Genomic DNA, 22,928 nt, shown 5'->3' with positions numbered 1-22,928 from the left:
TCCTCGTCGCGTCCGGGGGCGTGCTCGTACACATGTCTACCGCGTACGAGCACGCAACCCTACGCGCTCGGGCTCCTCACCCGGTCAGGTCCGCTCCGTGTACTCGTCCGCCACGGACAGTGCTGTGTCCAGGGCCGCCAGGCCCTCCTTCAGCTCGGCCTCGGAGATGTTGCACGGCGGCACCACGTGGGTCCGGTTCATGTTCACGAACGGCCACACGCCGTGGGCCTTTGCGGAGGCGGCGAACGCCGACATCGGGGTGGCCGCCTGTCCGGTCGCGTTGTAGGGCACCAGCGGCTCCCGGGTCTCCCGGTTCTTCACCAGCTCCAGCGCCCAGAACATGCCGGTCCCCCGCACCTCGCCCACGCTCGGGTGGCGCTCGGCCAGCTCCCGCAGCGCCGGCTCGACGACCTGGGCACCGAGCCGCGCCGCGTGTGCGACGACGCCCTCCCGGGCCATGACGTTGATCGTGGCGACGGCGGCGGCGCAGGCCAGCGGGTGCCCGGAGTAGGTCAGTCCGCCGGGGTAGGGGCGCTCGGCGAAGGACGCGGCGATCTCGCCCGAGATCGCGACGCCGCCCAGCGGCACGTAACCCGAGTTCACGCCCTTGGCGAAGGTCATCAGGTCGGGCACCACGTCGTACAGGTCGGCGGCGAACCACGTGCCGGTCCGCCCGAACCCGGCCATGACCTCGTCGAGCACGAACACGATCCCGTACTTGTCGCAGATCTCGCGGACCCCGGCCAGGTAACCGGCCGGCGGCATCATGATCCCCGCCGTGCCCGGGATCGTCTCCAGGATGATCGCGGCGACCGTCCCCGGGCCCTCGAAGGCGATCGTCGTCTCCAGGTGCTCCAGGGCCCGCGCGCACTCCTGCTCCTCGGTCTCGGCGTAGAAGCGCGAGCGGTACAGGAAGGGCGCCCAGAAGTGCACGGTACCGGCGGAGCCGCTGTCGGAGGCCCAGCGGCGCGGGTCGCCGGTGAGGTTGATCGCCTGCTGGGTGCCGCCGTGGTACGAGCGGTACGCCGACAGCACCTTCGGGCGTCCGGTGTGCAGCCGCGCCATACGCACGGCGTGCTCGACGGCGTCCGCGCCGCCGTTGGTGAAGAAGATCTTGTCCAGGTCGCCGGGTGTCCGCTCGGCGATCAGCCGGGCCGCCTCCGAGCGCGCCTCGACGGCGAACGCGGGCGCGAACGTCGTCATCTTCGCCGCCTGCTCCTGGATCGCGGCGACGACCTTGGGGTGCTGGTAGCCGATGTTGGTGTAGACGAGGCCGCTGGAGAGGTCGAGGTAGCGCTTGCCTTCGTAGTCCCAGAAGTACGACCCCTCGGCGCCGGCGACGGCGAGCGGGTCGATCAGCTCTTGCGCTGACCAGGAGTGGAAGACATGCGCGCGGTCCGCGGCCTTCACGGCGGCGCCGGCCTGGGGATGGGGCTGAGGGGTCATGCGGCCGAGGGTAGGTGTCCGCGATGCGGAAACGGAATCGGCGTCCTGTCTGCGGTCCTCGGCTTTCCACGACAGGTTGTCGACGTGCCCGGCGGGCCCGTCCGTTACGGAACCGTGGACAAGACCGGCTCACCGCGGGGCCGCCCCGGCACTATCCTCGGTTGTTGCTCACGTGGGTTCACGTGCGGGGGAAGGCGGCGCAGCATGCAGAAGCTCGGGGGCGGGGACCCGCGGCACATCGGGGCGTACCGGTTGCTGGGGCGGCTGGGCGCGGGAGGCATGGGCCACGTCTATCTGGCCCGCTCGGACCGCGGGCGCACGGTCGCCGTCAAGCTGGTGCGCGAGGAACTGGCCGCGCTGGAGGAGTTCCGCGAGCGGTTCCGGCAGGAGGTCGAGTCCGCGCGGCGGGTCGGCGGATACTGGACGGCGCCCGTACTGGACGCGGACACCGAGGCCGCCGTGCCGTGGGTCGCCACCGGGTACGTCGCAGGACCCAGCCTCCAGCAGGTCGTGGGGCACGATCACGGCGCGCTGCCGGAGCGCTCGGTGCGCACGCTGGCCACCGGTCTCGCCCACGCGCTGCAGGACATCCACGCCGCCGGGATCGTCCACCGCGACCTCAAGCCGTCCAACGTCCTGGTCACCATCGACGGCCCCCGCGTCATCGACTTCGGCATCGCGCGTGCCCTGCAGACGGTGACCGACGGCGGTCTCACCCGCACCGGCGCGCTCGTCGGCTCGCCCGGCTTCATGGCACCCGAGCAGGTGCGCGGCGACCGTGTCACCCCCGCCTGCGACGTCTTCTGCCTCGGCTCGGTCCTCGCCTACGCCGCCACCGGCGACCTGCCCTTCGGCACCGCCAACAGCGGCGTGCACGCGCTGATGTTCCGCATCGCGCAGGAGGAACCCGACCTGGAGGGCGTGCCCGAGGGCATCGCGGACCTCGTACGGGACTGCCTCAAGAAGGACCCCGCCGCGCGGCCGGGCCTTGCGGAGGTCCTGGAGCGCACGGGTGCGCAGGACACGGTCACCGAGGGCCGCTCCCGCGACCCGTGGCTGCCCGGCGCGCTGGTCGCCCAGCTCGGCCGGCACGCGGTGCGGCTGCTGGACACGGAGGATCCCGAGAGCCCTGGGGTGCCGGGAGCGGCAGCGGCGGGTGCGCCGGGGGCGCCGGAGAGCTCGGCGGCGGGTGCGTCGGGGGCGCCGGAGAGCTCGGCGGCGGGTGCGTCGGGGGCGCCGGAGGGCTCGGCGGCGGGTGCGTCGGGGGGCTCGGCGGCGGGTGCGTCGGGGGCACCGGAGGCATCGGGGGCGCCGGAGGCGGCGGGTCCATCGGGGGCGGGGGCGCCGGAGGGCTCGGCGGGGGCGGGTGCGTCGGGTGCGCCGGTGGCGGCGGGTCCATCGGTGGCGGCGGGTCCCTCAGGTATGTCCGGGGCACCGGAGGCCGCCGCCATGGTCCGGGAGACCGTTCCGCAGCCCGGTGCGCCGGGCACGGCCCAGAACCCGCCCGCGCAGCCCCCCGCGCGTCCGCCCGCCCCTTACCCCGCGGTCCCGGACGGGGAACCGGCCGTCGCGTCGCCGGACGGCCCGCCGCCACCGCGCGAGCCGGGCAGTGGCGGCGCCCCGTTCAGCCACCTCCCCACCATGGTCGCGGGCCAGGCGCCGCCGACGGCCCCGCCCACCGCCCACGGTCACCCGCAGCAGCCACAGCCACAGCAGCCACAGCAGCCCGTCCACGGATACGCACCGGTCCCGGCGTGGAACGCCCCGCCGTCCGGATACCAGCAGCCGTACGGCGGCGGCCTCGGCTCGACCCCGCCCTACGGGCCGACCCCGCCCTACGGGCCCCCGCCGCCGTACGGACCGCCGCACGAGCCGTCCCGGGGAGGACGCTCCACCGCGCTGCTGGTCGTCGTCGCCCTGGTCGTCGCGCTGGGCGCCGGGGGCACGGTCTACGCCCTGATGAGCGGGGACGACGAAGGCAACCGGGCCGGCGGCGACCCCACGAACACGCCGACAACGTCCGTGTCCCGGCACCAGGGCACCGGACCGGACGGTTCGACGCCGACGGCCGATGTGAACCGGCCGACCCGGCCCCGGGACGGCACGATTCCCACGGCCTACCTGGGGACGTGGGCCACCACCATCGACAACGCCTCAGGTGTGCACACCCGGCGGCTGACCGTCCAGCAGGGAGACGTGGGCGACACGGTCCTCTCCCTCGTCGCCGACGGCCCCGCGGGCAACGGCACCTACCACTGCGTCTTCGAGGCCGACCTGACCGGCGCGCCGGGCACCGACGGCCCCGTGAACGTCGGCCCCTCCACGGTCACGGCCGGTCCCGCCGCCTCCTGCACCCCGGGCGCCCCCACCCGCATCACCCTCCTGCCGAACGGCACCCTGGAACGCACCGACACCAGCACCGGCGAAAACCTGACGTACATCCGCCAGTAGCACCCCGGAGCCGGCCGCACACCGCCACGGGCCGCCGCGCACCACCGTGGTTACGGGCAGCCGCGCCGCCCCGCCCGCCAAGCTGCGGGCAGTCGCTCACCGCACCCGGCAGCGCAGCTCACCGCGGCTCGTCGCAGCTCACCGCGGCTCACCGCGGCTCCGGAGGCCGCTGCCGGGGCATGTTCGGCCGAGCCCCGTTCGCCGGCACGGAGAACCGCCCCGGCCCCGCGAACCCCGCATCCGACCGCCCCGCCCCCGCCGCCCCACCGGCCGTCCCCGACTGCAATCCCAGCGGCGCGACCCCGGTCCGGAAGTCCACCATCCAGTCCGCGGTCTCCGCCCGCACCAGCTCCGTCACGTCCTCCGAGAAGCGCCGCAGCACCAGCAGGCACCGGTCCGCCGCCTCGCTCGCCGTCCCGTCCGCCGGTCCCAGCACCTCCCGCACGCTCTCCGACGCCCAGTCGAACTGGAGCGCCTGGAGCCGCCGCTGCACCGCCTGGGCCGTGGCCACGTCCCGCATCCACCCGGAGGTGACCCCGAAGAACCGGTCACCCGCCACACACGCCACCGCCCACAGCACGGCCAGATACCCCCAGGGCGCGACCCCGCCCACCACGCCGGACATGTCCAGCAGCGGCAGCGCCGCCCCGGCGACCGCGCCCACCGCCGCCCCGGCCCGCAGCAGCACGGCGCCGCGCCGCTTCCACACCCGGTCCGCCAGGTACCAGGCCGCCGTGTCCAGCGCGCCCCGCTCCACCCACCGGTACAGCTCGTCCAGCCGCTCGGCGGGCAGAGCCCAGTCCCCGAGGGGGAACGCCCGCCCGGTCAGGTCGCCCGGCCGTGGCCCGGCCGCCCCCTCACCGTCCCGTCCGTCCTGCGGCGGCCCCTCGGGCTGCATCTCCGGCTGACCCACCCGGCACTCCCTACTGCTGCTCGCCGTCCGCGAAGACCTCATGCGCCGGACCCCTTCCTACCGCCCAACGGGTGGCGAAGAGCCGGGTTCCGCCTCTTTTCCGCCCGGAAGAGGGCGTTGATCAGGTATAGGACTCCCCCGACATCACCCGAAAGAGTGCTGGGGCGAGGGCCGCCCAGACCACGTAGGCTCGTGCCGAACGGCAAAACCGTAGCGACCCGGAAGCGATGGGAGCTGAACGTGATCCCCGGTGGTGGCCAGCCCAACATGCAGCAGCTGCTCCAGCAGGCCCAGAAGATGCAGCAGGACCTGGCGAAGGCCCAGGAGGAACTGGCGCAGACGGAGGTCGACGGCCAGGCGGGCGGTGGCCTGGTGCAGGCCACGGTCACCGGCTCCGGCGAGCTGCGCGGTCTCAGGATCGATCCGAAGGCGGTGGACCCTGAGGACACCGAGACCCTCGCCGACCTGATCGTCGCCGCGGTCCAGGCGGCCAACGAGAACGCGCAGAACCTACAGCAGCAGAAGCTCGGTCCGCTCGCCGAGGGGCTGGGCGGCGGCGGCATCCCCGGCCTGCCTTTCTGAGTACGCCTTTCTCAGACCGGCCGGAGCCATCTACCGTACGTAGTGCACGAACCTCAGGAAGGACGGCAGTCCGTTGTACGAAGGCGTGGTCCAGGACCTCATCGACGAGCTGGGGCGGCTGCCCGGCGTCGGTCCCAAGAGCGCGCAGCGGATCGCCTTCCACATCCTGCAGGCGGAGCCGACCGACGTACGGCGGCTCGCCCAGGCCCTCATGGAGGTGAAGGCCAAGGTCCGCTTCTGCGCGACCTGCGGAAACGTGGCGCAGGAGGAGCAGTGCAACATCTGCCGCGACCCGCGCCGGGACCCCGCGGTGCTCTGCGTGGTGGAGGAACCGAAGGACGTCGTCGCCATCGAACGCACCCGCGAGTTCCGCGGGCGCTACCACGTGCTCGGCGGCGCGATCAGCCCGATCGACGGGATCGGCCCCGACGACCTCCGCATCCGTGAGCTGCTGGCCCGCCTGGCGGACGGCTCGGTCACGGAACTGATCCTGGCCACGGACCCGAATCTGGAGGGCGAGGCGACGGCCACGTACCTCGCCCGCATGATCAAGCCCATGGGCCTCAAGGTCACCCGCCTGGCCAGCGGCCTCCCGGTGGGCGGCGACCTGGAGTACGCGGACGAGGTGACCCTCGGCCGCGCCTTCGAGGGGAGACGACTCCTAGATGTCTGACGCCACGCTGCACGCGACCAACCAGAACCCCGACGACTTCGCGGTCCAGATCGCCGACCAGATCGAGAGCTTCCTGGTGGCCGTCACCGAGGTCGCCAAGGGTGACGAACCGGACTCGGCGGTCCCCTTCCTCCTTCTGGAGGTCTCCCAGCTCATGCTGGCCGGCGGCCGCCTGGGCGCCCACGAGGACATCGTCCCGGACGATCGCTACGAGCCCGACCCGGGCCCGGAGCTCGACGTGGACGCCCTCCGCGAGAACCTGGCCCGCCTCCTCGACCCGATCGACGTCTACTCCGAGGTCTTCGACCCCTACGAGCCGCGCAAGGCCCCGGTCCCGGCCCGTATCTCCGACGACCTCACCGACGTCGCCACCGACCTCCGCCACGGCATGGTCCACTACAAGGCCGGCCGCACCACGGAGGCCCTGTGGTGGTGGCAGTTCTCCTACTTCTCCAACTGGGGCTCCACCGCCTCCGCGGCCCTGCGCGCCCTCCAGTCGGTCGTCGCCCACGTCCGCCTGAACCAGCCCCTGGAGGAGCTGGACGGCCTCGACACCGACCAGGACCTCGGCGACGACGCCCTGGAGTCGGAGGCCGGCAAGGTCATGGTGCAGGAGATCGCGGGCCCGCTGGGTCTGCGTCCGGTCACGTGACGCGGGCCGTTTCGGCGGGCTGGGGACGGGTGCTGTGCTGAAAAGCGTGAGCAGATGACAAGGAAGTGTCACTGAGGCGCTCAAATGAGTGTCGTGAGGACAGTGGGGGCGAAGTGTTCACGCTTCTGGGGCGGAGGGACCCCGACAGCACCGCCACTGGGTGATCATGCGGCATCCTGTCCGAGCGCCGCGCGCGTCCTCACCGGGCACGTCCACCGCGACACCGGCGTCCAGCAGCCGGCAACCGTCGCCACGTCCCCCGAAACGGGTCACAGGAGGCGCCTCACTCGCCTACGCTCGGTAGCCAGCGGGCAGTCGGAGGTGGGCGCCGTGCCGGTCCCGAACAACAACTCCCAGGCACCCGCGGCCTGGTGCTACAGCGGTAACCAGATCAAACGCTGGCGCTCCATGGCCAACGTCAGCCGCGAGGCCCTGGCCGCCGCCGCCAACTACGCCCCCGAGACCATCGCGTCCATGGAGCGCGGCGTACGGATGCCGTCGCCCAGGCTCCTCGACATCGCGGACGAACTGTGCGGCGCGCAGGGAATGCTGAGCGCGGCGAAGGAGTACGTGAGCAGAGAGCGGTACTCCGCGCGGCGGTGGACTTCATCGAGCGGGAGCGCGAGGCGGCGAGTCTGTGGACGTACGAAGTCGCTCTCGTTCCGGGGCTGCTGCAGACGCGGGCATACGCGCAGGCACTCATCGACGATGCGCTGATGGGCCCCATGGTTTTGGTGGAGGGGCAGGACCACGAGCGGTTCGCCTTCATGGAGGGCGCGTTCGCCAGCGAACTTTCGGCCGATCCGGGTGTTGTCAGCCGCGTGACCGAGCGGCTAAGCATGATCCGCACGCGGGCTCTCGATCCCGACGAGTCGGCCCGCCTCATCGAGCGGATGGTGAATGAGCCGTGAGCGACCAGTTGAAGTGGTTCAGGTCGAGCTACAGCGACAACGAGGGCGGCAACTGCGTCGAGGTCGCGCGCTGCGGCGCGATCCACGTCCGCGACTCCAAGTCCGGCCCGGAAGGCCCCGAGTTCCCGGTCTCGGCACCCGCCTGGTCGGCGTTCATCGCCGCAGTCCAGCCCGGAGCTTGAGCCCCGGGACCCGAGCTCTTCCCTTGGGTTTCTGGTGTGGTTGAAATACCCAACCGACCAAGCCTGCACGTGAGTTGCGACGACGTACCTCGTAAGAGTGACGTTCCGTGATCGGCTTGCGTCGGTGCGTAAAGCCGCCCTAGGTTCGCGGCAAACGACCGGCAAATGAGTCGGCCCCGGCGGTGCGCCAACACCAACCGGGACCTGACCGACGCATCGAAGATCAGAGGTTCGATGGTGGCTTGCGCCAACCTTAGTCCCGCCCTGCCCTCCCCGTCCCACCCCATGGCCAATCCGGGCTACGGAAAACGCCGCGCAGGTGACGAAGACCCGCACGCGGACCCGGACTTCGCACATCTGCTCCCGCGTGAGGCCGAGGTCGCCGTCTTCATCGACCACCTCGACGACGGCCGGGCGATGGGCCACAAGGTGCTCGCGGCGGAACACCCGCGCTACGGCCAGCAGGCGATGCGCACATCGCTGACCCGCCTCACCGAGGCCGGCCACCTGCGCCGGATCAGGGAACACCTCACCGTCGAGGACAACACCATGCGGTGGGTCACGCGGACGTACTGGTCGCGTACCCGCAGGTCGGAAGCCTGGTGGGAGGAGTTCGCCCGGCAGCGCAACGGCCGCGTCGTGCCCGGTGACCTCCGTCCCGGCCTGGCCCGCACCGACGAGCCCGAGCTGCCCGGACCGGAGGCCGACGCGCGCCCCGACTCGGGAGCCGCCACCTCGTACCTCACCCTCGCCAAAATCCGCGACGCGGAACCCCGCATGCGCCTGTCCGAAGCCGACTGCCGGTCCCTCGCGTCCCTGGCCGAGGAATGGCTGACACGCGGTGCGACACCCCGGGACATCACCCGTGCGGTGACGGACGGCCTTCCCGCGACCGTGAACAACCCGGGCGGTCTCGCCCGCAACCGACTGGAGAACAGGATGCCCCCCAAGAAGGCGAGGATCCGCCAGAAGGCCGCCCCGCGCCGGGCCCGCGTCACCCGCGCGGTGATCTGCTGCATGTCCTGCGACGCGGACGAGCTGACCACGACGATCAGGGGCGGCATGTGCCCGGACTGCCGCGCCGAGTACGAGGCGGCCGTGGCGGCCGGGGAGCTGGACGCCGGGTACGTGCCGGACACCTTCCTGGCCGACCCCGACGCCCACGCCGTGTACGAGTGGGTGGACGTCCCCCGCCGCGCGGCGGAGGTACGCGCGGCGGCCGGCCTGCCGTCGAGGGCGGAACGGGCGTCGACGTCACCCTCGACGCCGGGTCCTACGGGGAGCGGGCGGACTGAGGCCTTTCCCTTGTGAACGTGTGACACAGGGCACTTTCCGAGTGACCCGCGCCGCCCTGGGCATGAGCCAGCCTGAGCGAGTACCCGGGTCTCACCATGCGATACCGCAGGGGCGAAACCCGGACGCTCGGTAAAATGAGCCGACCGCAGTACATATACGTACGTGCGGAAAGAGACGGATTGAGCGAGGAGCGCACGTGGGCCTTGTCGTGCAGAAGTACGGAGGCTCCTCCGTAGCCGATGCCGAAGGCATCAAGCGCGTCGCCAAGCGGATCGTGGAAGCGAAGAAGAACGGCAACCAGGTGGTCGCCGTTGTTTCCGCGATGGGCGACACGACGGACGAGCTGATCGATCTCGCCGAGCAGGTTTCCCCGATTCCTGCCGGGCGCGAACTCGACATGCTGCTGACCGCCGGGGAGCGTATCTCCATGGCGCTGCTGGCCATGGCGATCAAAAACCTGGGCCACGAAGCCCAGTCGTTCACCGGCAGCCAGGCCGGAGTCATCACCGACTCGGTCCACAACAAGGCGCGGATCATCGACGTCACGCCGGGCCGCATCCGCACCTCGGTGGACGAGGGCAACGTCGCCATCGTGGCCGGCTTCCAGGGCGTCAGCCAGGACAGCAAGGACATCACCACGCTGGGCCGCGGCGGGTCCGACACCACGGCCGTCGCGCTCGCCGCCGCGCTCGACGCGGACGTCTGCGAGATCTACACCGACGTCGACGGCGTGTTCACCGCCGACCCGCGCGTGGTGCCGAAGGCGAAGAAGATCGACTGGATCTCCTTCGAGGACATGCTGGAGCTCGCTGCCTCCGGCTCCAAGGTCCTCCTCCACCGTTGCGTGGAGTACGCCCGCCGGTACAACATCCCGATCCACGTGCGGTCCAGCTTCAGCGGACTGCAGGGCACGTGGGTCAGCAGCGAGCCGATCAAGCAAGGGGAAAAGCACGTGGAGCAGGCCCTCATCTCCGGAGTCGCGCACGACACCTCCGAGGCCAAGGTCACGGTTGTCGGGGTGCCCGACAAGCCGGGCGAGGCGGCCGCGATCTTCCGCGCCATCGCCGACGCCCAGGTCAACATCGACATGGTCGTGCAGAACGTGTCCGCCGCCTCCACGGGGCTGACGGACATCTCGTTCACGCTCCCCAAGACCGAGGGCCGCAAGGCCATCGACGCGCTGGAGAAGAACCGGTCGGGCATCGGCTTCGCATCGCTGCGCTACGACGACCAGATCGGCAAGATCTCGCTGGTCGGCGCGGGGATGAAGAGCAACCCGGGCGTCACCGCCGACTTCTTCACCGCGCTCTCCGACGCCGGTGTGAACATCGAGCTGATCTCGACCTCCGAGATCCGCATCTCGGTGGTCACCCGCAAGGACGACGTGAACGAGGCCGTGCGCGCCGTGCACACCGCCTTCGGGCTCGACTCCGACCGTGACGAGGCAGTCGTCTACGGAGGCACCGGACGCTGATGTCCGGCACGGGAGGCACCGGCCGGGACGGCCGTGACGGGCGGCCCACGCTCGCCGTCGTGGGCGCGACCGGGGCCGTCGGCTCGGTCATGCTCCAGATCCTGTCCCAGCACGCGGACGTCTGGGGCGACATCCGCCTGATCGCCTCCCCGCGCTCGGCCGGCCGCAAGCTGGCCGTGCGCGGGGAGGAGGTCGAGGTGGTGGCGCTGTGCGAGGAGGTCTTCGACGGGGTCGACGTCGCCATGTTCGACGTACCCGACGAGGTCGCCGCGCAGTGGGCGCCGGTCGCCGCCGCCAAGGGCGTGGTGGTGGTCGACAACTCCGGCGCGTTCCGGATGGACCCGGACGTGCCGCTGGTCGTGCCCGAGGTCAATCCGCACGCGGTGCGGATGCGGCCCCGCGGGATCGTCGCCAACCCGAACTGCACGACCCTGTCCATGATCGTGGCGATGGGCGCGCTGCACGCCGAGTTCGGCCTGCGCGAGCTGGTCGTCTCCTCGTACCAGGCCGTCAGCGGTGCCGGCCGGGACGGCGTGGAGACGCTGCGCCGGCAGCTGTCGCTGGTGGCCGGGACGGAGCTGGGGACCCATCCCGGCGACGTACGGCGGGCCGTCGGCGACGACACCGGGCCGTTCCCTGAGCCGGTCGCGCTGAACGTCGTACCGTGGGCCGGTTCGCTGCGGGACGACGGCTGGTCGTCGGAGGAGATGAAGGTGCGGGACGAGTCCCGCAAGATCCTCGGGCTGGCGCGGCTGCCGGTCGCGGTGACGTGCGTACGGGTCCCCGTGGTCACCACCCACTCGCTGACCGTGCACGCCCGCTTCGAGAGCGAGGTCACCGTCGAGGCGGCCCGGGAGATCCTGGCCACCGCGCCGGGCGTCGTCCTCTTCGACAACCCGGCCGCGGGGGAGTTCCCGACTCCCGCCGACGCGGTCGGCACCGACCCCACCTGGGTCGGCCGGGTGCGGCGGGCTCTGGACGACCCGACCGCGCTCGAACTCTTCGTGTGCGGCGACAATCTGCGCAAGGGCGCCGCGCTGAACACCGCCCAGATCGCGGAGCTGGTGGCGGCCGAGTTCGGCTGAGCCGGTCCGGACCACTTGTACCGGGCACCTGCGGCGTCAGAGGATTTCCTCCCCGCCCTCCGCAACCACGCGGAGGGCGGGGAGCGTCTTTGCGGTCACCCCATTCAGGGCGCGGGACGCGTGGGTCGGCGTGGGGACGCCGACGACGGGCGTGGGGACGTCCGTTCACATGGGACACAGGGGAAGAGCGGACGATGAGGGCCTATGACGCACCGTCAGCCGGGTGGCTGCCCGAAGGACACCGGAACGTGACGCCCGGCACGTACAACCCTCACGGGGGTGAGCGTGTCCAACCGGCGTGGCAGAGGTACTCGAATTCACCGCAGGGACGCGGGGCGCGGCTCTGCGCCCGCCCGTCCGGTCCGTCCGTCCCCGAGTGGCCGGTCCGGCCGGTGGCATGCCGGTGATCGCGCCCATGCCCGCAGCGCGGCCGGCCCGCATATCGAACCAGCGCGACGGCGCCGAGGACGTGGCGGCGGGGACCACCGTCGACCACCTCACCGAGACCTACCGGGCGCACTACCGCTCGCTGCTCGGCCTCGCCGCCCTCCTCCTCGACGACACGGCCTCCTGCGAGGACGTGGTCCAGGAGGCCTTCATCCGCGTCCACTCGGCGCGCAAACGCGTCCGTGACCCGGAGAAGACCCTGGCGTACCTGCGTCAGACCGTCGTCAACCTCTCGCGCTCGGCGCTGCGCCGCCGCATCCTCGGCCTCAAGCTCCTGTCCAAGCCCATGCCGGACATGGCGAGCGCGGAGGAGGGCGCCTACGACCAGCTGGAGCGCGACTCCCTGATCAAGGCGATGAAAGGGCTCCAGCGCCGCCAGCGCGAGGTCCTCGTGCTGCGCTACTTCGCCGACATGACGGAGGCCCAGGTCGCCGAGACGCTCGGCATATCCCGGGGCTCGGTCAAGGCGTACGGGTCGCGCGGGATCGCGGCGCTCAGGGTGGCCATGGAGGCGCCGGCATGAGCGACGGCAACGACGCCCGACCGGACGCCCACCTCGGGCATGATGCCCGCGCCGGTCACGACGCCCACCTCGGGCACGACGCGCACGTCGGTCACGACGCCGGCGCCGGGCATGATGCCCGCGAGGGGCACGACGCCCGCGCCGGTCACGACGCGCACCTCGGGCACGACGCCCGCGCCGGGCACGACGCGCCCGACGGCCACGGCCACCGGGAGGGCCGGGCACCGGACGGTCCAGCCGGGCCGGACGGGCGGGAACAGCACACGCACACGCACCCTGGGAACGGAACTGTGAACCACGGCCCCGCCGAGCAGGGCCCCGACGCCTCGGGGCCCGACGGGCTGGACACCGACGAGCCCGCCCTGCGGGCGATGATGCACCACGCGGTCCGGGAGATGGAGCCGAGCGACGGCACCCTGGAGCACCTGCGGCGCGCGGTGCCGGCCAGGCGGGCCCGCAAGCGCCAGGCCGTCGTCGGTGTGGCGGCCGCCGTCCTGTTCCTCGGCACGGCGGTCCCGGCCCTCGTGCACGTCTCCAACCGCACCGGCACGGGTGCCGACCCGTCCGTCGCGGGCAACGCCTCGCAGGCCCAGGGCGGCGTCTCCCAGGGCAAGGACCCCGCCGGCGGCCAGAGCGGCATCGCCGGTTCCGCGGGCACCCCCGAGGGCAAGGACAAGACCGGCCCCAGGGAGACACCCGGCGGCGAGGAGAGCGGCGCCGCGGCGGGCTCGTCCCCCGGCACCGCCCCCACCGCCAGCAGCCCCGCCGACATCCCCGCCTGCGCCCCGGGGGCGCTCGGCCCGGCCGTCGCGAGCAGCGCCGCCCCCGACTCGACGGGCGTGGTCTACGGCTCCTTCCGCGTCACCAACGTCTCCTCGGACGGTTGCACCGTCACGGGCCCGGGCAACGTGGTCACCGCCTCGCCGGGCGCGGCGGACGCCGCCAGGATCGGCACCGCACGGCACGCCGCCGGGGACGCCGCGGCCGGACTGCCCGACCCGTCGCTGGAGGCCGCCTCGCTGACCCTGGCACCGGGCGCCGCGTACGAGGTGCGGTTCGCCTGGGTGCCCTCCGAGACTTGCCCCGCCCCCGGCGACACCACGGGGGGCGGCACCGGCGGGCCCACGGCCGAGCCCTCGCCCTCCGGGGAAACGACCACCGCGGGCGGCACCTCCCCGGGCGGTGGCGGCGAGGCCGGACCCACGACCCAGCTGGTCACCGAGGAGGGCCCGGCCGAGGAGAGCGTGTCGGTGACGTACACCCCCGAGGGCGGCTCCGGCTCGGCGACGGCCACGGTGGCCAACGCGTGCGTGGGGACCGTGTACTGGACGGGTCTGCTGGCGGACACGGGAGCGTAGCCCCCGGGAGGGCGGGGCACCCGGCGCCGCCGTCGCTGCCCCGCCGGGTCAGGAGGCGAGGTCCGCCTTGGCCCCTTCCGCCTCGGCCCCTTCCGCCTCGGCCCCTTCCGCCTCGGCCCCTTCGGCCGTGGCCCCGGCCTCCGCGACCAGACCCAGCTCCGCGTCCCGGGCGAGTTCGACCTCGCGGCGCAGCAGCCGGAACCACATGAAGATCACGAAGCCGACGAAGGCGAACCACTCGGCGGTGTAGCCGAGGTTCTGGAAGGCCTTCAGGTCCAGGCCCGTGTTCTGCGGCGCGCTCACGGGCACCGCCCGCATCCCGGAGTCGCCCTTGTTCAGGGTGACCCACGCGTCGTACACGTCGTACGGCACGAGGTTCAGCAGCGTCGCCGCGCTGATCGCGCCGGTCTGTCCGTCGGGCCATCCGGAGCGGCTGCTGACGCCGTCGCCGCCGGGGGACTCGGCGGCCTGGAGGGCGCCGGTGACGGTGACCTCGCCGGTGGGCGGGGCGGGGGCCTTCGCCGGGTCGGGCGCACCGGGCAGCCAGCCGCGCACGACCGGCAGCGCCTCACCACTGTCGGTGCGCAGCAGGGTGAGGACGTAGAAGCCCTCCCGGTCGTCCAGCTTGCGTTCCGGGACGAGCAGCTGGTCGTCGTACCGGCCGGTCACGGTGGTCTGCCTGCCGACCGTGGCCTTGTCCACGGGCAGCAGCTCGGCCAGCGGGCGCGCCGCCTCCCGGTCGGCCGACGCCTGCTGGGCGGAGGCGGTCTCGTGGTCCTGCACCCGGTCCTCGAACCGGCCCAGCTGCCAGGAACCCATGAAGACGCAGAAGGGGATGGCCAGGACGACGAAGACGTTGATCCCCCACCATCGGGGCGTCAGCAGAAACCGGTACACGCCCTCCACGGTACGGTGCGCGCCCGGCCGCCCCGCCGCGGGGCTGTGGAAAACCAGCGGGCGGACGGTCGGCGGACGGGTGGGCGGGACGAGGTTGTCCACAGGCTGGGGACCTGTTCTGCGCGTTGCCGCCCGGTCGGGGCAGTATGGGGCCATGACTGAGAGCAACGGGTCCGTTCCGTCGGACATGGGCGTTCACGAGCGGCAGACGCAGGGCGAGCGGATGCCCGACTGGGAGAAGCGGTTCCGGGCGCCGAGGGTGTCGCTGCCCGACTGGGCCGAGGACGCCCCCGACCGCTCCCTTTTCGTGTCGAACGCGACGGGGACGTACGAGCTGTACGCCTGGGACCGGTCGACCGGAGCGCAGCGCCAGGTCACGGACCGGCCCAACGGCACGACGGACGGAGTGCTCGCACCCGACGGCGACTGGATCTGGTGGTTCGACGACAAGGACGGCGACGAGTTCGGCGTCTGGCGCCGCCAGCCCTTCGCGGGCGGCGAGGACGAGCCGGCGGTGCCGGGCCTCGACCCCTCCTACCCGGCAGGCCTGGCCCTGGGCAGGGACGGGCGTACGGCGGTGATCGGCCGCTCCACCGACGAGGACGGTACGACGATCCACCTCTCGCACGCGGGCGGACCCCCGGCGGAGATCTACCGGCACCGCGAGTCCGCGGGCGTCGGCGACCTCTCCCGCGACGGCACGCTGATCGCCATCGAGCACACCGAGCACGGCGATGCCATGCACTCGGCGCTGCGCGTGGTGCGCCCCGACGGTTCGACCGTCGCCGAGCTGGACGACACCCGGGGCGGCGAGGAGGAGCTCGGCCTGGAGGTCCTGGGCTTCGCGCCGGTCGACGGCGACACCCGCCTCCTCATCGGCCACCAGCGCCGGGGACGCTGGGAGCCGCTGGTGTGGGACGTGGCGACGGGGGAGCAGACCGACCTCGCCCTGGAGCTGCCGGGCGACGTCAGCGCCGAGTGGTACCCGGACGGCAGCGGCCTGCTGATCGTGCACGGCTTCGAGGCCCGCAGCGAACTGTTCCGCTACGACTTCGCCGAGCGCGGGCTGACGGAGATCGAGACGCCCCCGGGCACCGTCTCCGGGGCGACGGCCCGCCCCGACGGCACCGTGGAGTACCTGTGGTCCTCGGCCGCCGAGCCGTCGGCCGTCCGCTCCACCACCGGCCGCGTCGTCCTGGACCCGCCCGGCATGAGGTCACCCCGCTCGGTGCCGGTGGAGGACGTCTGGGTGGACGGTCCGGGAGGCCGCGTCCACGCCCTGGTCCAGAAGCCGGCCGGTGCGGCCGGTCCGCTCCCGACGGTCTTCGACATCCACGGCGGCCCGACCTGGCACGACAGCGACTCCTTCGCCGCGGGCCCGGCCGCCTGGGTCGACCACGGGTACGCGGTGGTCCGCGTCAACTACCGGGGCTCCACCGGATACGGCCGCGCGTGGACCGACGCCCTCAAGCACCGGGTGGGCCTCATCGAGCTGGAGGACATCGCGGCGGTACGGGAATGGGCGGTCACATCGGGCCTCGCCGACCCCGAGCGCCTGATCCTCACCGGCGGCTCCTGGGGCGGCTACCTGACCCTTCTCGGCATCGGCCTCCAGCCCGAGGCGTGGACGCTGGGCATCGCCGCCGTGCCGGTCGCCGACTACGTCACCGCGTACCACGACGAGATGGAGGGACTGAAGGCCCTGGACCGCACCCTGCTCGGCGGCACCCCCGAGGAGGTCCCCGAGCGTTTCGAGGCGTCCTCCCCGCTGACCTACGTCGACCAGGTCAAGGCCCCGGTGTACATCTCGGCCGGGGTCAACGACCCGCGCTGCCCGATCCGCCAGGTCGAGAACTACGTCAAGCGCCTCGATGCCAGGGGCGCCGTCCACGAGGTCTACCGCTACGACGCGGGCCACGGTTCCCTGGTCGTCGACGAACGCATCAAGCAGGTGCGCCTGGAACTGGACTTCGCGAAGAGGCACCTGCCGAAGGGCTAGCCGTTCTGTCCGGGGAGGTTGTGGACGGGGCAGGACAGGCGGCCAGGGGGCGGCCAGGGGGCGGGCCTTCCGCGGGCCGGTCCCCCGGCGGCGTCGCAGGGCCGCCGTCCCTATCCGTCCGTCCGCTGCCTCGTCCGCCGTCCGAGCAACTCCGCCAGCCCCCGCCGCGTCGCCGCCAGCACCACCCGGTCCTCGCCCCGCAGGACATACGTGTCGGGCAGCTCCCACACCAGCTGGGACTCCCGCGCTCCCTCGGCACTGGCACTGGCACTGGCACTGGCACCGGCACCGGCACCCCCCGCCCGCCCGTCGGAGACCTCCAGCGCCAGCACCCGCCACGCCCCCGCCCGGAACGCCTCCCCGACCGTCCTCCCCTCCAGCTGCGGATGCCCCGCCACCGCCACCGCCGCGAACAGCAGCACCCGACGTTCGACGGGGATCGCCCCCAGGATCTGGCGGCCCATCATCGCCCCGGCGAAGGACGGCGCGGCCAGGTGCGTCACACTCCGGCTCCGGGTGAGGGCGTCGGGGTGGGCGGCGCGCAGGGTGCGGTACACGGCGGTCGCGAAGTCGTCGTCGTACAGGCGCAGCACCACCCGCAGCCGTGACCGTACGGACCGGCCGTACAGCACCGCCTCCAGGTTGGTCGTGTCCACGCTGGTCAGGGCGAGCAGCGAGTGCGCACGGTGGATCTTGGCGGCCTCCAGGACGCCCTCCTGGGTGACGTCCCCGAGCACCACCGGCACCCGCAGCCGCCGCGCGGTCGCCATGCCGCGCGCCTCGGGGTCGGCCTCGACGCACACCACGGGGATGTCCATCTCCCGCAGCCGGGTCAGTACCCGCGTGCCGATCTTGCCGAGACCCAGCAGGACGACGTGCCCGCCGAGCCCGCGCGGCGGCTTCCGCAGTGCCGACGCGCTGCGGAACGTCCCGAGGGCCTCCAGTACGGCCGCCAGCAGCACCGGCAGCAGCAGCAGTCCGACGAAGCCGGAGAGGAGCTGGAGGATCTGACGGCCGGTGTCCTTGTTGTGGGCGGGGTCGTTGATGGAGAACAGGTCGAGCAGCGTCACGTACGTGGCGTGCAGCAGATGTTCGCCGGTGACCACCATCAGCGCCACGGCGGGCGCCACCACGCACGCCGCCAGACCGGCCAGCGACCACCGCAGCCGCCGCGAGAACAGCTCGCCGAAGGGCACACCGCCCCGCCCGTCGGGCAGCGGCGGCCCGGAGTACGACACCTGCTCCAGGGCCACGGTCCCGCGCCCGGTGGCCGCCTGCACCGCCGCCGCGTCGGGCAGCAGCTGCGGCCCGTGCTCGCCGCTGTTCTCCGAACCGTCCGCCCCGGCCGGGTCGTTGCTCGTCGCGGACAGCAGTGCGAGGGTGCACAGTCCCGGGTCGGCCACCTCGCCCGGCCGGGGCGGTTCGCGTTCGACCGCGCGCAGCAGCAGACCGTCCGTCTCGACGATCTTGCTGGTGCCCACGAGCGCCGTGGCGGCCAGCGCGGGGGCGGCGGTGTCGGCGTCGGACAGTACGGTCGTCGATGCCTCGGCGCCGTCGGCTCGGGAGCCCGGCCCGTCGCCGGTCGCCAACGCGGCGCTCTGATCGAGGAGGTCCTCGATGTGCCGGCCGAGCCGCCGGTTGTACAGGCGCAGGACCAGCCGCAGCCGGGGGTTGAGGCGGCGTGCGGTCAGGGCGGCGCGGATGTTGGTCTCGTCGTCGTCGTACACGAGGGCCAGCGCGGTGGCCCGCTCGACGCCCGCGTCCGCGAGCGCCTCCTCGGTCGGCTCGGTGGCGACCAGTTCACGGTCGGCGCCGACCGGTTGACCGTTGCCCGCCCGGTTGACGGCCGCGTTGACCATGTCCAGCAGTGCCGCCGAGGCCGCGCGGGCCCGGCCGGTCACCGGCTGACGCAGGCGGCTCCCGGAGGGCGGGACGACGAGGGTGACCTGTTCGCGGTAGACGCCGCGCAGTTCGGCGGCCAGCCGGTGCGCCAGCCCGTCGTCGCCGCACACCACCATGTGCGCGTACGCGTCACCCTGCGGAACCTGGTGCGGGACGCTCCCCGTATGAGTTCCCATTTGGGAGAGGACAGTACCGGCGCCGGGCGCGGTTCCCGAAGCGTCCGGAGAGACCGGAGGCGGCATTAAAGGCGCGTAAAGATTGCCGGACCCCGGCAATGACGTGCTGTCGCGTCGCATGTGACGATTCGTTGCACCGAAGCTCAGCGACGGGTGAGAGGGGGGGACGGCACGCATGACCTGGTTTCTCGGGCTGGGTATCACGGGGGTCGTGCTGCTCGCCCTGTCGCTGGTCTTCGACGGATTGCTGGAAGGCGCGTTCGGGGGAGCGCTGGACGGCGTCCTGGAGGGGTGGCTGTCGCTGCCGGTCGTCGCCGGGTTCGTGGCGATGACCGGCTTCGGTGGCGCCATCGCCCTCGGCACCGGCTGGGCCGGCCCCGCGGGTGCCGCCGGGGCCGGCGTGGTCGCCGGAGTGGGCGCGGGCTGGCTGACGTACCGCTTCAGCCGCGCGCTGATGCGCGATCAGACCTCCGTCACGCCCAGTACGGACGACCTCGTCGGCACGTCCGGCAAGGTCGTGACCGCCATCCCGGCGGAGGGCTACGGCGAGGTCCTGCTCCGGCTCGCCGGTCAGCCGCTGAAGTGCGCGGCGCGCAGCGCGGAGCCGGTGGCGCGGGGTGCCGAGGTGTGGGTCGAGGCGGTGCCGACGGGAACATCGGTCGTGGTGCGCCCGGTGGACCACTGAGCTCTCGCACCGTCCTGTCGCACCGGCCTTCCGCACCGGCCTCGTGCACCGAACTTTCGCACCGACACCGATGTTTCTCTTCTGGCCTGTTGTTTCTGTTCTCTCTGGTTGATTCGGGGGCGTTGTCATGAGTCCTGTCGTCATCGCGGTGCTGGGAGTCGTCGTACTCCTGGTGCTGCTCGCCCTGGTGGTGGTCAGCCGCTACAAGGTGGCCGGTCCGAGCGAGGCGTTCATCGTCACCGGACGGCGCGGCAAGAAGTCCACCGATCCGGAGACGGGCCGTGTGTTCACCGACAACAGCGGCCAGAAGGTCGTGGTCGGCGGCGGCGTGTTCGTCGTGCCGTTCGTGCAGCAGCGGTTCATCCTCGACCTCTCCTCGCGGCACATCCCGGTCGCCGTGCGCGGCGCGGTGACGCTGCGTGGGGTGAAGGCCCACCTGGAGGGCGTCGCGATCGTCAAGGTCGGGGGCACGGAGGACGCGATCCGCGCCGCCGCCCAGCGGTTCCTGATGCAGCAGGACGGCATCGTCGGCTTCACCCAGGAGGTGCTGTCCGGCGCGTTGCGCGCGATCGTCGGCCGGATGTCCGTGGAGGACGTCATCCGGGACCGGGCCGCGTTCGCCGGTCAGGTCGCCGAGGAGGCGGAGGCGAGCCTGTCCGGGCAGGGTCTGGTCCTCGACGCCTTCCAGATCCAGGACATCACCACCGAGGGCTCCTACCTGGAGGACCTCGGTCGTCCCGAGGCGGCCCGCGCGAAGCAGGAGGCCGACATCGCGGAGGCGGTGGCCCGGCGGGCGGCCGAGCAGGCCCGGCTGAAGGCCGAGGAGGAGATCGCGGTCGCGCAGCGGACCCTCTACCTGAAGCAGGCCGAGATCAGGGCCGAGACCGACCAGGCGGAAGCCCGTGCCAACGCCTCGGGCCCCCTCGCGGAGGCGGCCCGGCAGCAGGACATCCTCGCCGAGCAGGAGAAGGTCGCCGAGCGGCAGGCCGCACTGAAGGACCGGCAGCTCGACACCGAGGTGCGCAAGCCCGCCGACGCCCAGCGGTACGCCGCCGAGCAGGAGGCGGAGGCCCGCCGGGTCGCGCGGGTGAAGCAGGCCGAGGCCGAACGGGCCGCCGAGATCGCCGCCGCCCAGGCCGAGGCCGAGCGGTCCCGGCTCACCGGTGAGGGCGAGAAGCAGCGGCGCAGCGCGCTGGCCGAGGCCCAGGCCGTCGAGGGCCTCAAGCAGGGCGAGGCCGAGCGCTCCCGGCGTGCTGCGATCGCCGAGGCCGTACGGCTGGAGGGCGAGGCGGAGGCCGCCGCGATCGGCGCGAAGGGCGCGGCCGAGGCCGAGGCGATGTGGAAGAAGGCCGACGCCTTCGACCGGTACGGCGACGCCGCCGTGCTGCAGATGCTGGTCGAGGTGCTGCCGCAGGTGGTGGCCAAGGCCTCCGAGCCGCTCTCGGCCGTGGACAAGATGACGGTCATCTCGACCGACGGCGCGAGCCGGCTGTCCCGTACGGTCGCCGACAACGTGGCGCAGGGCATGGAACTGCTCAACTCGACCACGGGCGTGGACCTGGCGTCCCTGCTGAAGGGCATCACGGCCAAGGGCGACGCCACCGAGGCGGCCCGTCCGGACCAGCGGGACCAGCAGGACCAGCAGGACCAGCAGGACCGGCAGGACCGGCAGAACCAGCAGGACCAGCGCAACGGCAAGGTGGAGATCACGGGCTGACCCGGTGATCGACCGGCCCGGCGGCCCGCTCAGGCCTATATCTCCTGGGCGGGCCATCCCAGCAGCCGGGCCCCGATGACCGCGGTCTGCAGCGTGTAGCGGTGCACCGGCTCCGAGGCGTTGGCCCCGGTCAGCTGGTGGATGCGGTCCAGCCGGTAGGTAAGCGCCCGCACACTGAGCGCCAGTCGCCGGGCGGCCTCGGCCGCGGTGCAACCGGCGTCGAAGTACACCTCCAGCGTCCGCAGCAGCGGCTCGGCACCGCCCCGGGCCTCGCGCAGCGGACCCAGCACGCTCAGCACCAGGTCGGCCATCGCCTGCCGGTCCCGGGCGAGGACCGGGTAGACCAGCATGTCGGCGGCGCGCACCACGGGCTCGTCCAGGCCCAGCCGGGTGGCGAGTTCGAGGGTGCCGAGCGCCTCCTCGTAGCTGTGGACCACGCCTCCCGCGCCACTCCGGGGGCGCCCGATGGCCACCCTGTTGCCGTGCGTGGCGGCGTAGGCCTGCTTGGCGAAGAAGGAGAGGACGTCGTCCTGGTCGCCGGGCGCGATACAGATCAACTGCCCGTTCTTGGTGGTGATCAGGACGCGCCGGTCACCGAAGCGGGAGATGAGCGCGGTCTCCACGATCCGGGTGACCGGCGCGGCGTCGTCGTACGCCTCGGGTCCCTCTGCCACCGCGACGGCGTGGACGCGGGAGAGGACGAGTCCGAAGCGCTCGGCCCGTTCGGCGAGCCGGCCCAGGTCGCTGCGCCCGTAGAGCAGGTCGTCGATGAACTCCCGCCGCGCGGCCTCCTCCTGGCGTACGGCGAGCCGCTGCGCGCGTTCGTACCCCTCGGCGAAGGCGTCGACGGCCTGGGTGACGGCGGCGAGCACGGTGTCCGTGACGTCCGGGCCGGAGGCCGCCGAACCGCCGGGCCAGGACGCGCGCGTGGCGTCCAGGTGCAGCCGTACGAGACTGCGCAGACTGTGCCCCGCCTCCGCGGCCTGCTCACCGAAGAGCCGTCGCTCCTCCAACTCGGCGCGGGTCAGCCGACGCCCCGTGCCGGCGACCCCCGCCAGGATCTCGGCGTACCCGGTCAGATACGTCTCCCGCTGGTCCGTCCGCTGGTCCGTCACCCCGCGCCTCCCCTGCCGTTCACGCCCGGTGCGCGGTGTCCGGCAACGTGAGGGTAGTCAACGCTGCCGGAAACCGGCAACGCGGAAAGGCGGGGCAGTCGCTATCCTCCGCGCCGCGACGTACCCGGCGGTCGCGCCAGACGCCAGCGGCCGGCGCGACCGCCGGGACCCGGCTACTCCGGCCCGGCCCGGAGTCCCCCGCTCGCCGACCCACACCTCGTAACCGACGCGGATCACGTCGTCTCCGACGCGGATCACGCCGGGCCGCAGCGCGGACGACCTCGTCCCGAACGCGGCGCCGCACCGCGCTGCCCGGCGGCAGCCCGCGAGGGTGTGCGGCGGTTGCGGACCCGCCCGGGTACCGGAACGCTGCTCGGCCGTGGTCACGGCACGACGGACCGCGAGCTTCGCGCAGCCCGGCTCGCCCGTGCCGAGGACGAGGTG

20 protein-coding genes are annotated in these 22,928 nt (G+C 72.9%); 15 read left to right on the top strand and 5 right to left on the bottom strand.

Annotated elements, in window-relative coordinates:
* Positions 1-84: 84 nt before the first annotated feature.
* A complete protein-coding gene (locus ACGFYH_RS15100) occupies positions 85-1,446 on the bottom strand; it encodes an aspartate aminotransferase family protein (RefSeq protein WP_393803572.1) in 1,362 nt (453 codons plus the stop codon).
* Between the two features lie 204 nt (positions 1,447-1,650).
* On the opposite strand from ACGFYH_RS15100, the gene ACGFYH_RS15095 reads away from it, so the two are divergent.
* On the top strand, positions 1,651-3,897 hold the full coding sequence (locus tag ACGFYH_RS15095; RefSeq protein ID WP_393803571.1) for a serine/threonine-protein kinase: 2,247 nt from the start codon (positions 1,651-1,653) through the stop codon (positions 3,895-3,897).
* A gap of 148 nt (positions 3,898-4,045) precedes the next feature.
* Here the strand turns inward: ACGFYH_RS15095 and ACGFYH_RS15090 are convergent, their stop codons facing one another.
* Complete coding sequence (locus tag ACGFYH_RS15090) at positions 4,046-4,810, bottom strand: SLATT domain-containing protein (RefSeq protein WP_393803570.1); 765 nt, start codon at positions 4,808-4,810, stop codon at positions 4,046-4,048.
* A 240-nt stretch (positions 4,811-5,050) separates the two neighbouring features.
* Between ACGFYH_RS15090 and ACGFYH_RS15085 the strand changes: the two genes are divergently transcribed.
* The 11 genes from ACGFYH_RS15085 (at position 5,051) to ACGFYH_RS15035 (ending at position 13,993) form a co-directional block, all read left to right on the top strand.
* Complete coding sequence (locus ACGFYH_RS15085; protein ID WP_393803569.1) at positions 5,051-5,392, top strand: YbaB/EbfC family nucleoid-associated protein; 342 nt, start codon at positions 5,051-5,053, stop codon at positions 5,390-5,392.
* Between the two features lie 73 nt (positions 5,393-5,465).
* Positions 5,466-6,065, top strand: coding sequence for a recombination mediator RecR (recR, locus tag ACGFYH_RS15080; RefSeq protein WP_393803568.1), 600 nt, complete (start codon positions 5,466-5,468; stop codon positions 6,063-6,065).
* Complete coding sequence (locus ACGFYH_RS15075) at positions 6,058-6,717, top strand: DUF5063 domain-containing protein (protein ID WP_393803567.1); 660 nt, start codon at positions 6,058-6,060, stop codon at positions 6,715-6,717. Before recR ends, ACGFYH_RS15075 begins: the two co-directional genes overlap by 8 nt.
* Positions 6,718-6,801: 84 nt before the next feature.
* On the top strand, positions 6,802-7,434 hold the full coding sequence (locus ACGFYH_RS15070; RefSeq protein WP_393803566.1) for a helix-turn-helix domain-containing protein: 633 nt from the start codon (positions 6,802-6,804) through the stop codon (positions 7,432-7,434).
* Positions 7,317-7,628: a Scr1 family TA system antitoxin-like transcriptional regulator gene (locus ACGFYH_RS15065; RefSeq protein WP_393803565.1), complete on the top strand. Its 312-nt coding sequence runs from the start codon at positions 7,317-7,319 to the stop codon at positions 7,626-7,628. Before ACGFYH_RS15070 ends, ACGFYH_RS15065 begins: the two co-directional genes overlap by 118 nt.
* Positions 7,625-7,810 carry a DUF397 domain-containing protein gene (locus ACGFYH_RS15060; RefSeq protein ID WP_393803564.1) on the top strand — a complete coding sequence of 62 codons (186 nt, stop codon included), beginning with the start codon at positions 7,625-7,627 and terminating at the stop codon, positions 7,808-7,810. The genes ACGFYH_RS15065 and ACGFYH_RS15060 overlap by 4 nt, the downstream gene beginning before the upstream one ends.
* Positions 7,811-7,975: 165 nt before the next feature.
* Positions 7,976-9,121, top strand: coding sequence for a hypothetical protein (locus ACGFYH_RS15055; RefSeq protein WP_393803563.1), 1,146 nt, complete (start codon positions 7,976-7,978; stop codon positions 9,119-9,121).
* A 181-nt stretch (positions 9,122-9,302) separates the two neighbouring features.
* Positions 9,303-10,580 (top strand): aspartate kinase, encoded by a 1,278-nt coding sequence (locus ACGFYH_RS15050; RefSeq protein ID WP_393803562.1) that lies wholly within the window; start codon positions 9,303-9,305, stop codon positions 10,578-10,580.
* The gene (locus ACGFYH_RS15045; protein WP_393803561.1) at positions 10,580-11,665 is read left to right on the top strand and encodes an aspartate-semialdehyde dehydrogenase; all 1,086 of its coding nucleotides are present in this window, start codon (positions 10,580-10,582) and stop codon (positions 11,663-11,665) included. Before ACGFYH_RS15050 ends, ACGFYH_RS15045 begins: the two co-directional genes overlap by 1 nt.
* Before the next feature lie 397 nt (positions 11,666-12,062).
* Positions 12,063-12,635, top strand: a complete 573-nt coding sequence (locus tag ACGFYH_RS15040; RefSeq protein WP_393803560.1) for a SigE family RNA polymerase sigma factor — start codon at positions 12,063-12,065, stop codon at positions 12,633-12,635.
* Positions 12,632-13,993 carry a hypothetical protein gene (locus ACGFYH_RS15035; protein WP_393803559.1) on the top strand — a complete coding sequence of 454 codons (1,362 nt, stop codon included), beginning with the start codon at positions 12,632-12,634 and terminating at the stop codon, positions 13,991-13,993. Before ACGFYH_RS15040 ends, ACGFYH_RS15035 begins: the two co-directional genes overlap by 4 nt.
* Before the next feature lie 48 nt (positions 13,994-14,041).
* On the opposite strand, the gene ACGFYH_RS15030 is transcribed toward ACGFYH_RS15035, so the two are convergent.
* Entirely contained in the window at positions 14,042-14,890 is an 849-nt protein-coding gene (locus ACGFYH_RS15030; RefSeq protein WP_393803558.1) for an SURF1 family protein, read from the bottom strand.
* 154 nt (positions 14,891-15,044) lie between these two features.
* Here ACGFYH_RS15030 and ACGFYH_RS15025 point away from each other — a divergent pair, with 154 nt between their 5' ends.
* Complete coding sequence (locus ACGFYH_RS15025) at positions 15,045-16,889, top strand: prolyl oligopeptidase family serine peptidase (protein ID WP_393803557.1); 1,845 nt, start codon at positions 15,045-15,047, stop codon at positions 16,887-16,889.
* A 110-nt stretch (positions 16,890-16,999) separates the two neighbouring features.
* Here ACGFYH_RS15025 and ACGFYH_RS15020 read toward each other — a convergent pair whose 3' ends face one another.
* Positions 17,000-18,907: an NAD-binding protein gene (locus ACGFYH_RS15020; protein ID WP_393803746.1), complete on the bottom strand. Its 1,908-nt coding sequence runs from the start codon at positions 18,905-18,907 to the stop codon at positions 17,000-17,002.
* 235 nt (positions 18,908-19,142) lie between these two features.
* Between ACGFYH_RS15020 and ACGFYH_RS15015 the strand changes: the two genes are divergently transcribed.
* Positions 19,143-19,652, top strand: a complete 510-nt coding sequence (locus tag ACGFYH_RS15015) for a hypothetical protein (RefSeq protein WP_393803556.1) — start codon at positions 19,143-19,145, stop codon at positions 19,650-19,652.
* 127 nt (positions 19,653-19,779) lie between these two features.
* The gene (locus ACGFYH_RS15010) at positions 19,780-21,369 is read left to right on the top strand and encodes an SPFH domain-containing protein (RefSeq protein WP_393803555.1); all 1,590 of its coding nucleotides are present in this window, start codon (positions 19,780-19,782) and stop codon (positions 21,367-21,369) included.
* 35 nt (positions 21,370-21,404) lie between these two features.
* Here the strand turns inward: ACGFYH_RS15010 and ACGFYH_RS15005 are convergent, their stop codons facing one another.
* Positions 21,405-22,484, bottom strand: coding sequence for a PucR family transcriptional regulator (locus ACGFYH_RS15005; RefSeq protein ID WP_393803554.1), 1,080 nt, complete (start codon positions 22,482-22,484; stop codon positions 21,405-21,407).
* Positions 22,485-22,928: the final 444 nt, after the last annotated feature.

The organism is Streptomyces sp. NPDC048392, from assembly GCF_043200575.1.
GTDB lineage: Bacteria > Actinomycetota > Actinomycetes > Streptomycetales > Streptomycetaceae > Streptomyces.
Note: the sequence above shows the minus strand (reverse complement) of the source record. Positions and strands in the feature narration are given on the sequence as shown.

What these genes read in the sequence shown, in the direction of transcription:
- ACGFYH_RS15075 (WP_393803567.1), top strand. Translation starts at nt 6,058, where the DNA reads ATGTCTGACGCCACGCTGCACGCGACCAACCAGAACCCCGACGACTTC.
- ACGFYH_RS15015 (WP_393803556.1), top strand. Translation starts at nt 19,143, where the DNA reads ATGACCTGGTTTCTCGGGCTGGGTATCACGGGGGTCGTGCTGCTCGCC.
- ACGFYH_RS15020 (WP_393803746.1), bottom strand. Translation starts at nt 18,907, where the DNA reads ATGGTGGTGTGCGGCGACGACGGGCTGGCGCACCGGCTGGCCGCCGAA.
- ACGFYH_RS15025 (WP_393803557.1), top strand. Translation starts at nt 15,045, where the DNA reads ATGACTGAGAGCAACGGGTCCGTTCCGTCGGACATGGGCGTTCACGAG.
- ACGFYH_RS15010 (WP_393803555.1), top strand. Translation starts at nt 19,780, where the DNA reads ATGAGTCCTGTCGTCATCGCGGTGCTGGGAGTCGTCGTACTCCTGGTG.
- ACGFYH_RS15035 (WP_393803559.1), top strand. Translation starts at nt 12,632, where the DNA reads ATGAGCGACGGCAACGACGCCCGACCGGACGCCCACCTCGGGCATGAT.
- ACGFYH_RS15040 (WP_393803560.1), top strand. Translation starts at nt 12,063, where the DNA reads ATGCCGGTGATCGCGCCCATGCCCGCAGCGCGGCCGGCCCGCATATCG.
- ACGFYH_RS15100 (WP_393803572.1), bottom strand. Translation starts at nt 1,446, where the DNA reads ATGACCCCTCAGCCCCATCCCCAGGCCGGCGCCGCCGTGAAGGCCGCG.
- ACGFYH_RS15095 (WP_393803571.1), top strand. Translation starts at nt 1,651, where the DNA reads ATGCAGAAGCTCGGGGGCGGGGACCCGCGGCACATCGGGGCGTACCGG.
- ACGFYH_RS15045 (WP_393803561.1), top strand. Translation starts at nt 10,580, where the DNA reads ATGTCCGGCACGGGAGGCACCGGCCGGGACGGCCGTGACGGGCGGCCC.
- ACGFYH_RS15055 (WP_393803563.1), top strand. Translation starts at nt 7,976, where the DNA reads ATGAGTCGGCCCCGGCGGTGCGCCAACACCAACCGGGACCTGACCGAC.
- ACGFYH_RS15070 (WP_393803566.1), top strand. Translation starts at nt 6,802, where the DNA reads ATGAGTGTCGTGAGGACAGTGGGGGCGAAGTGTTCACGCTTCTGGGGC.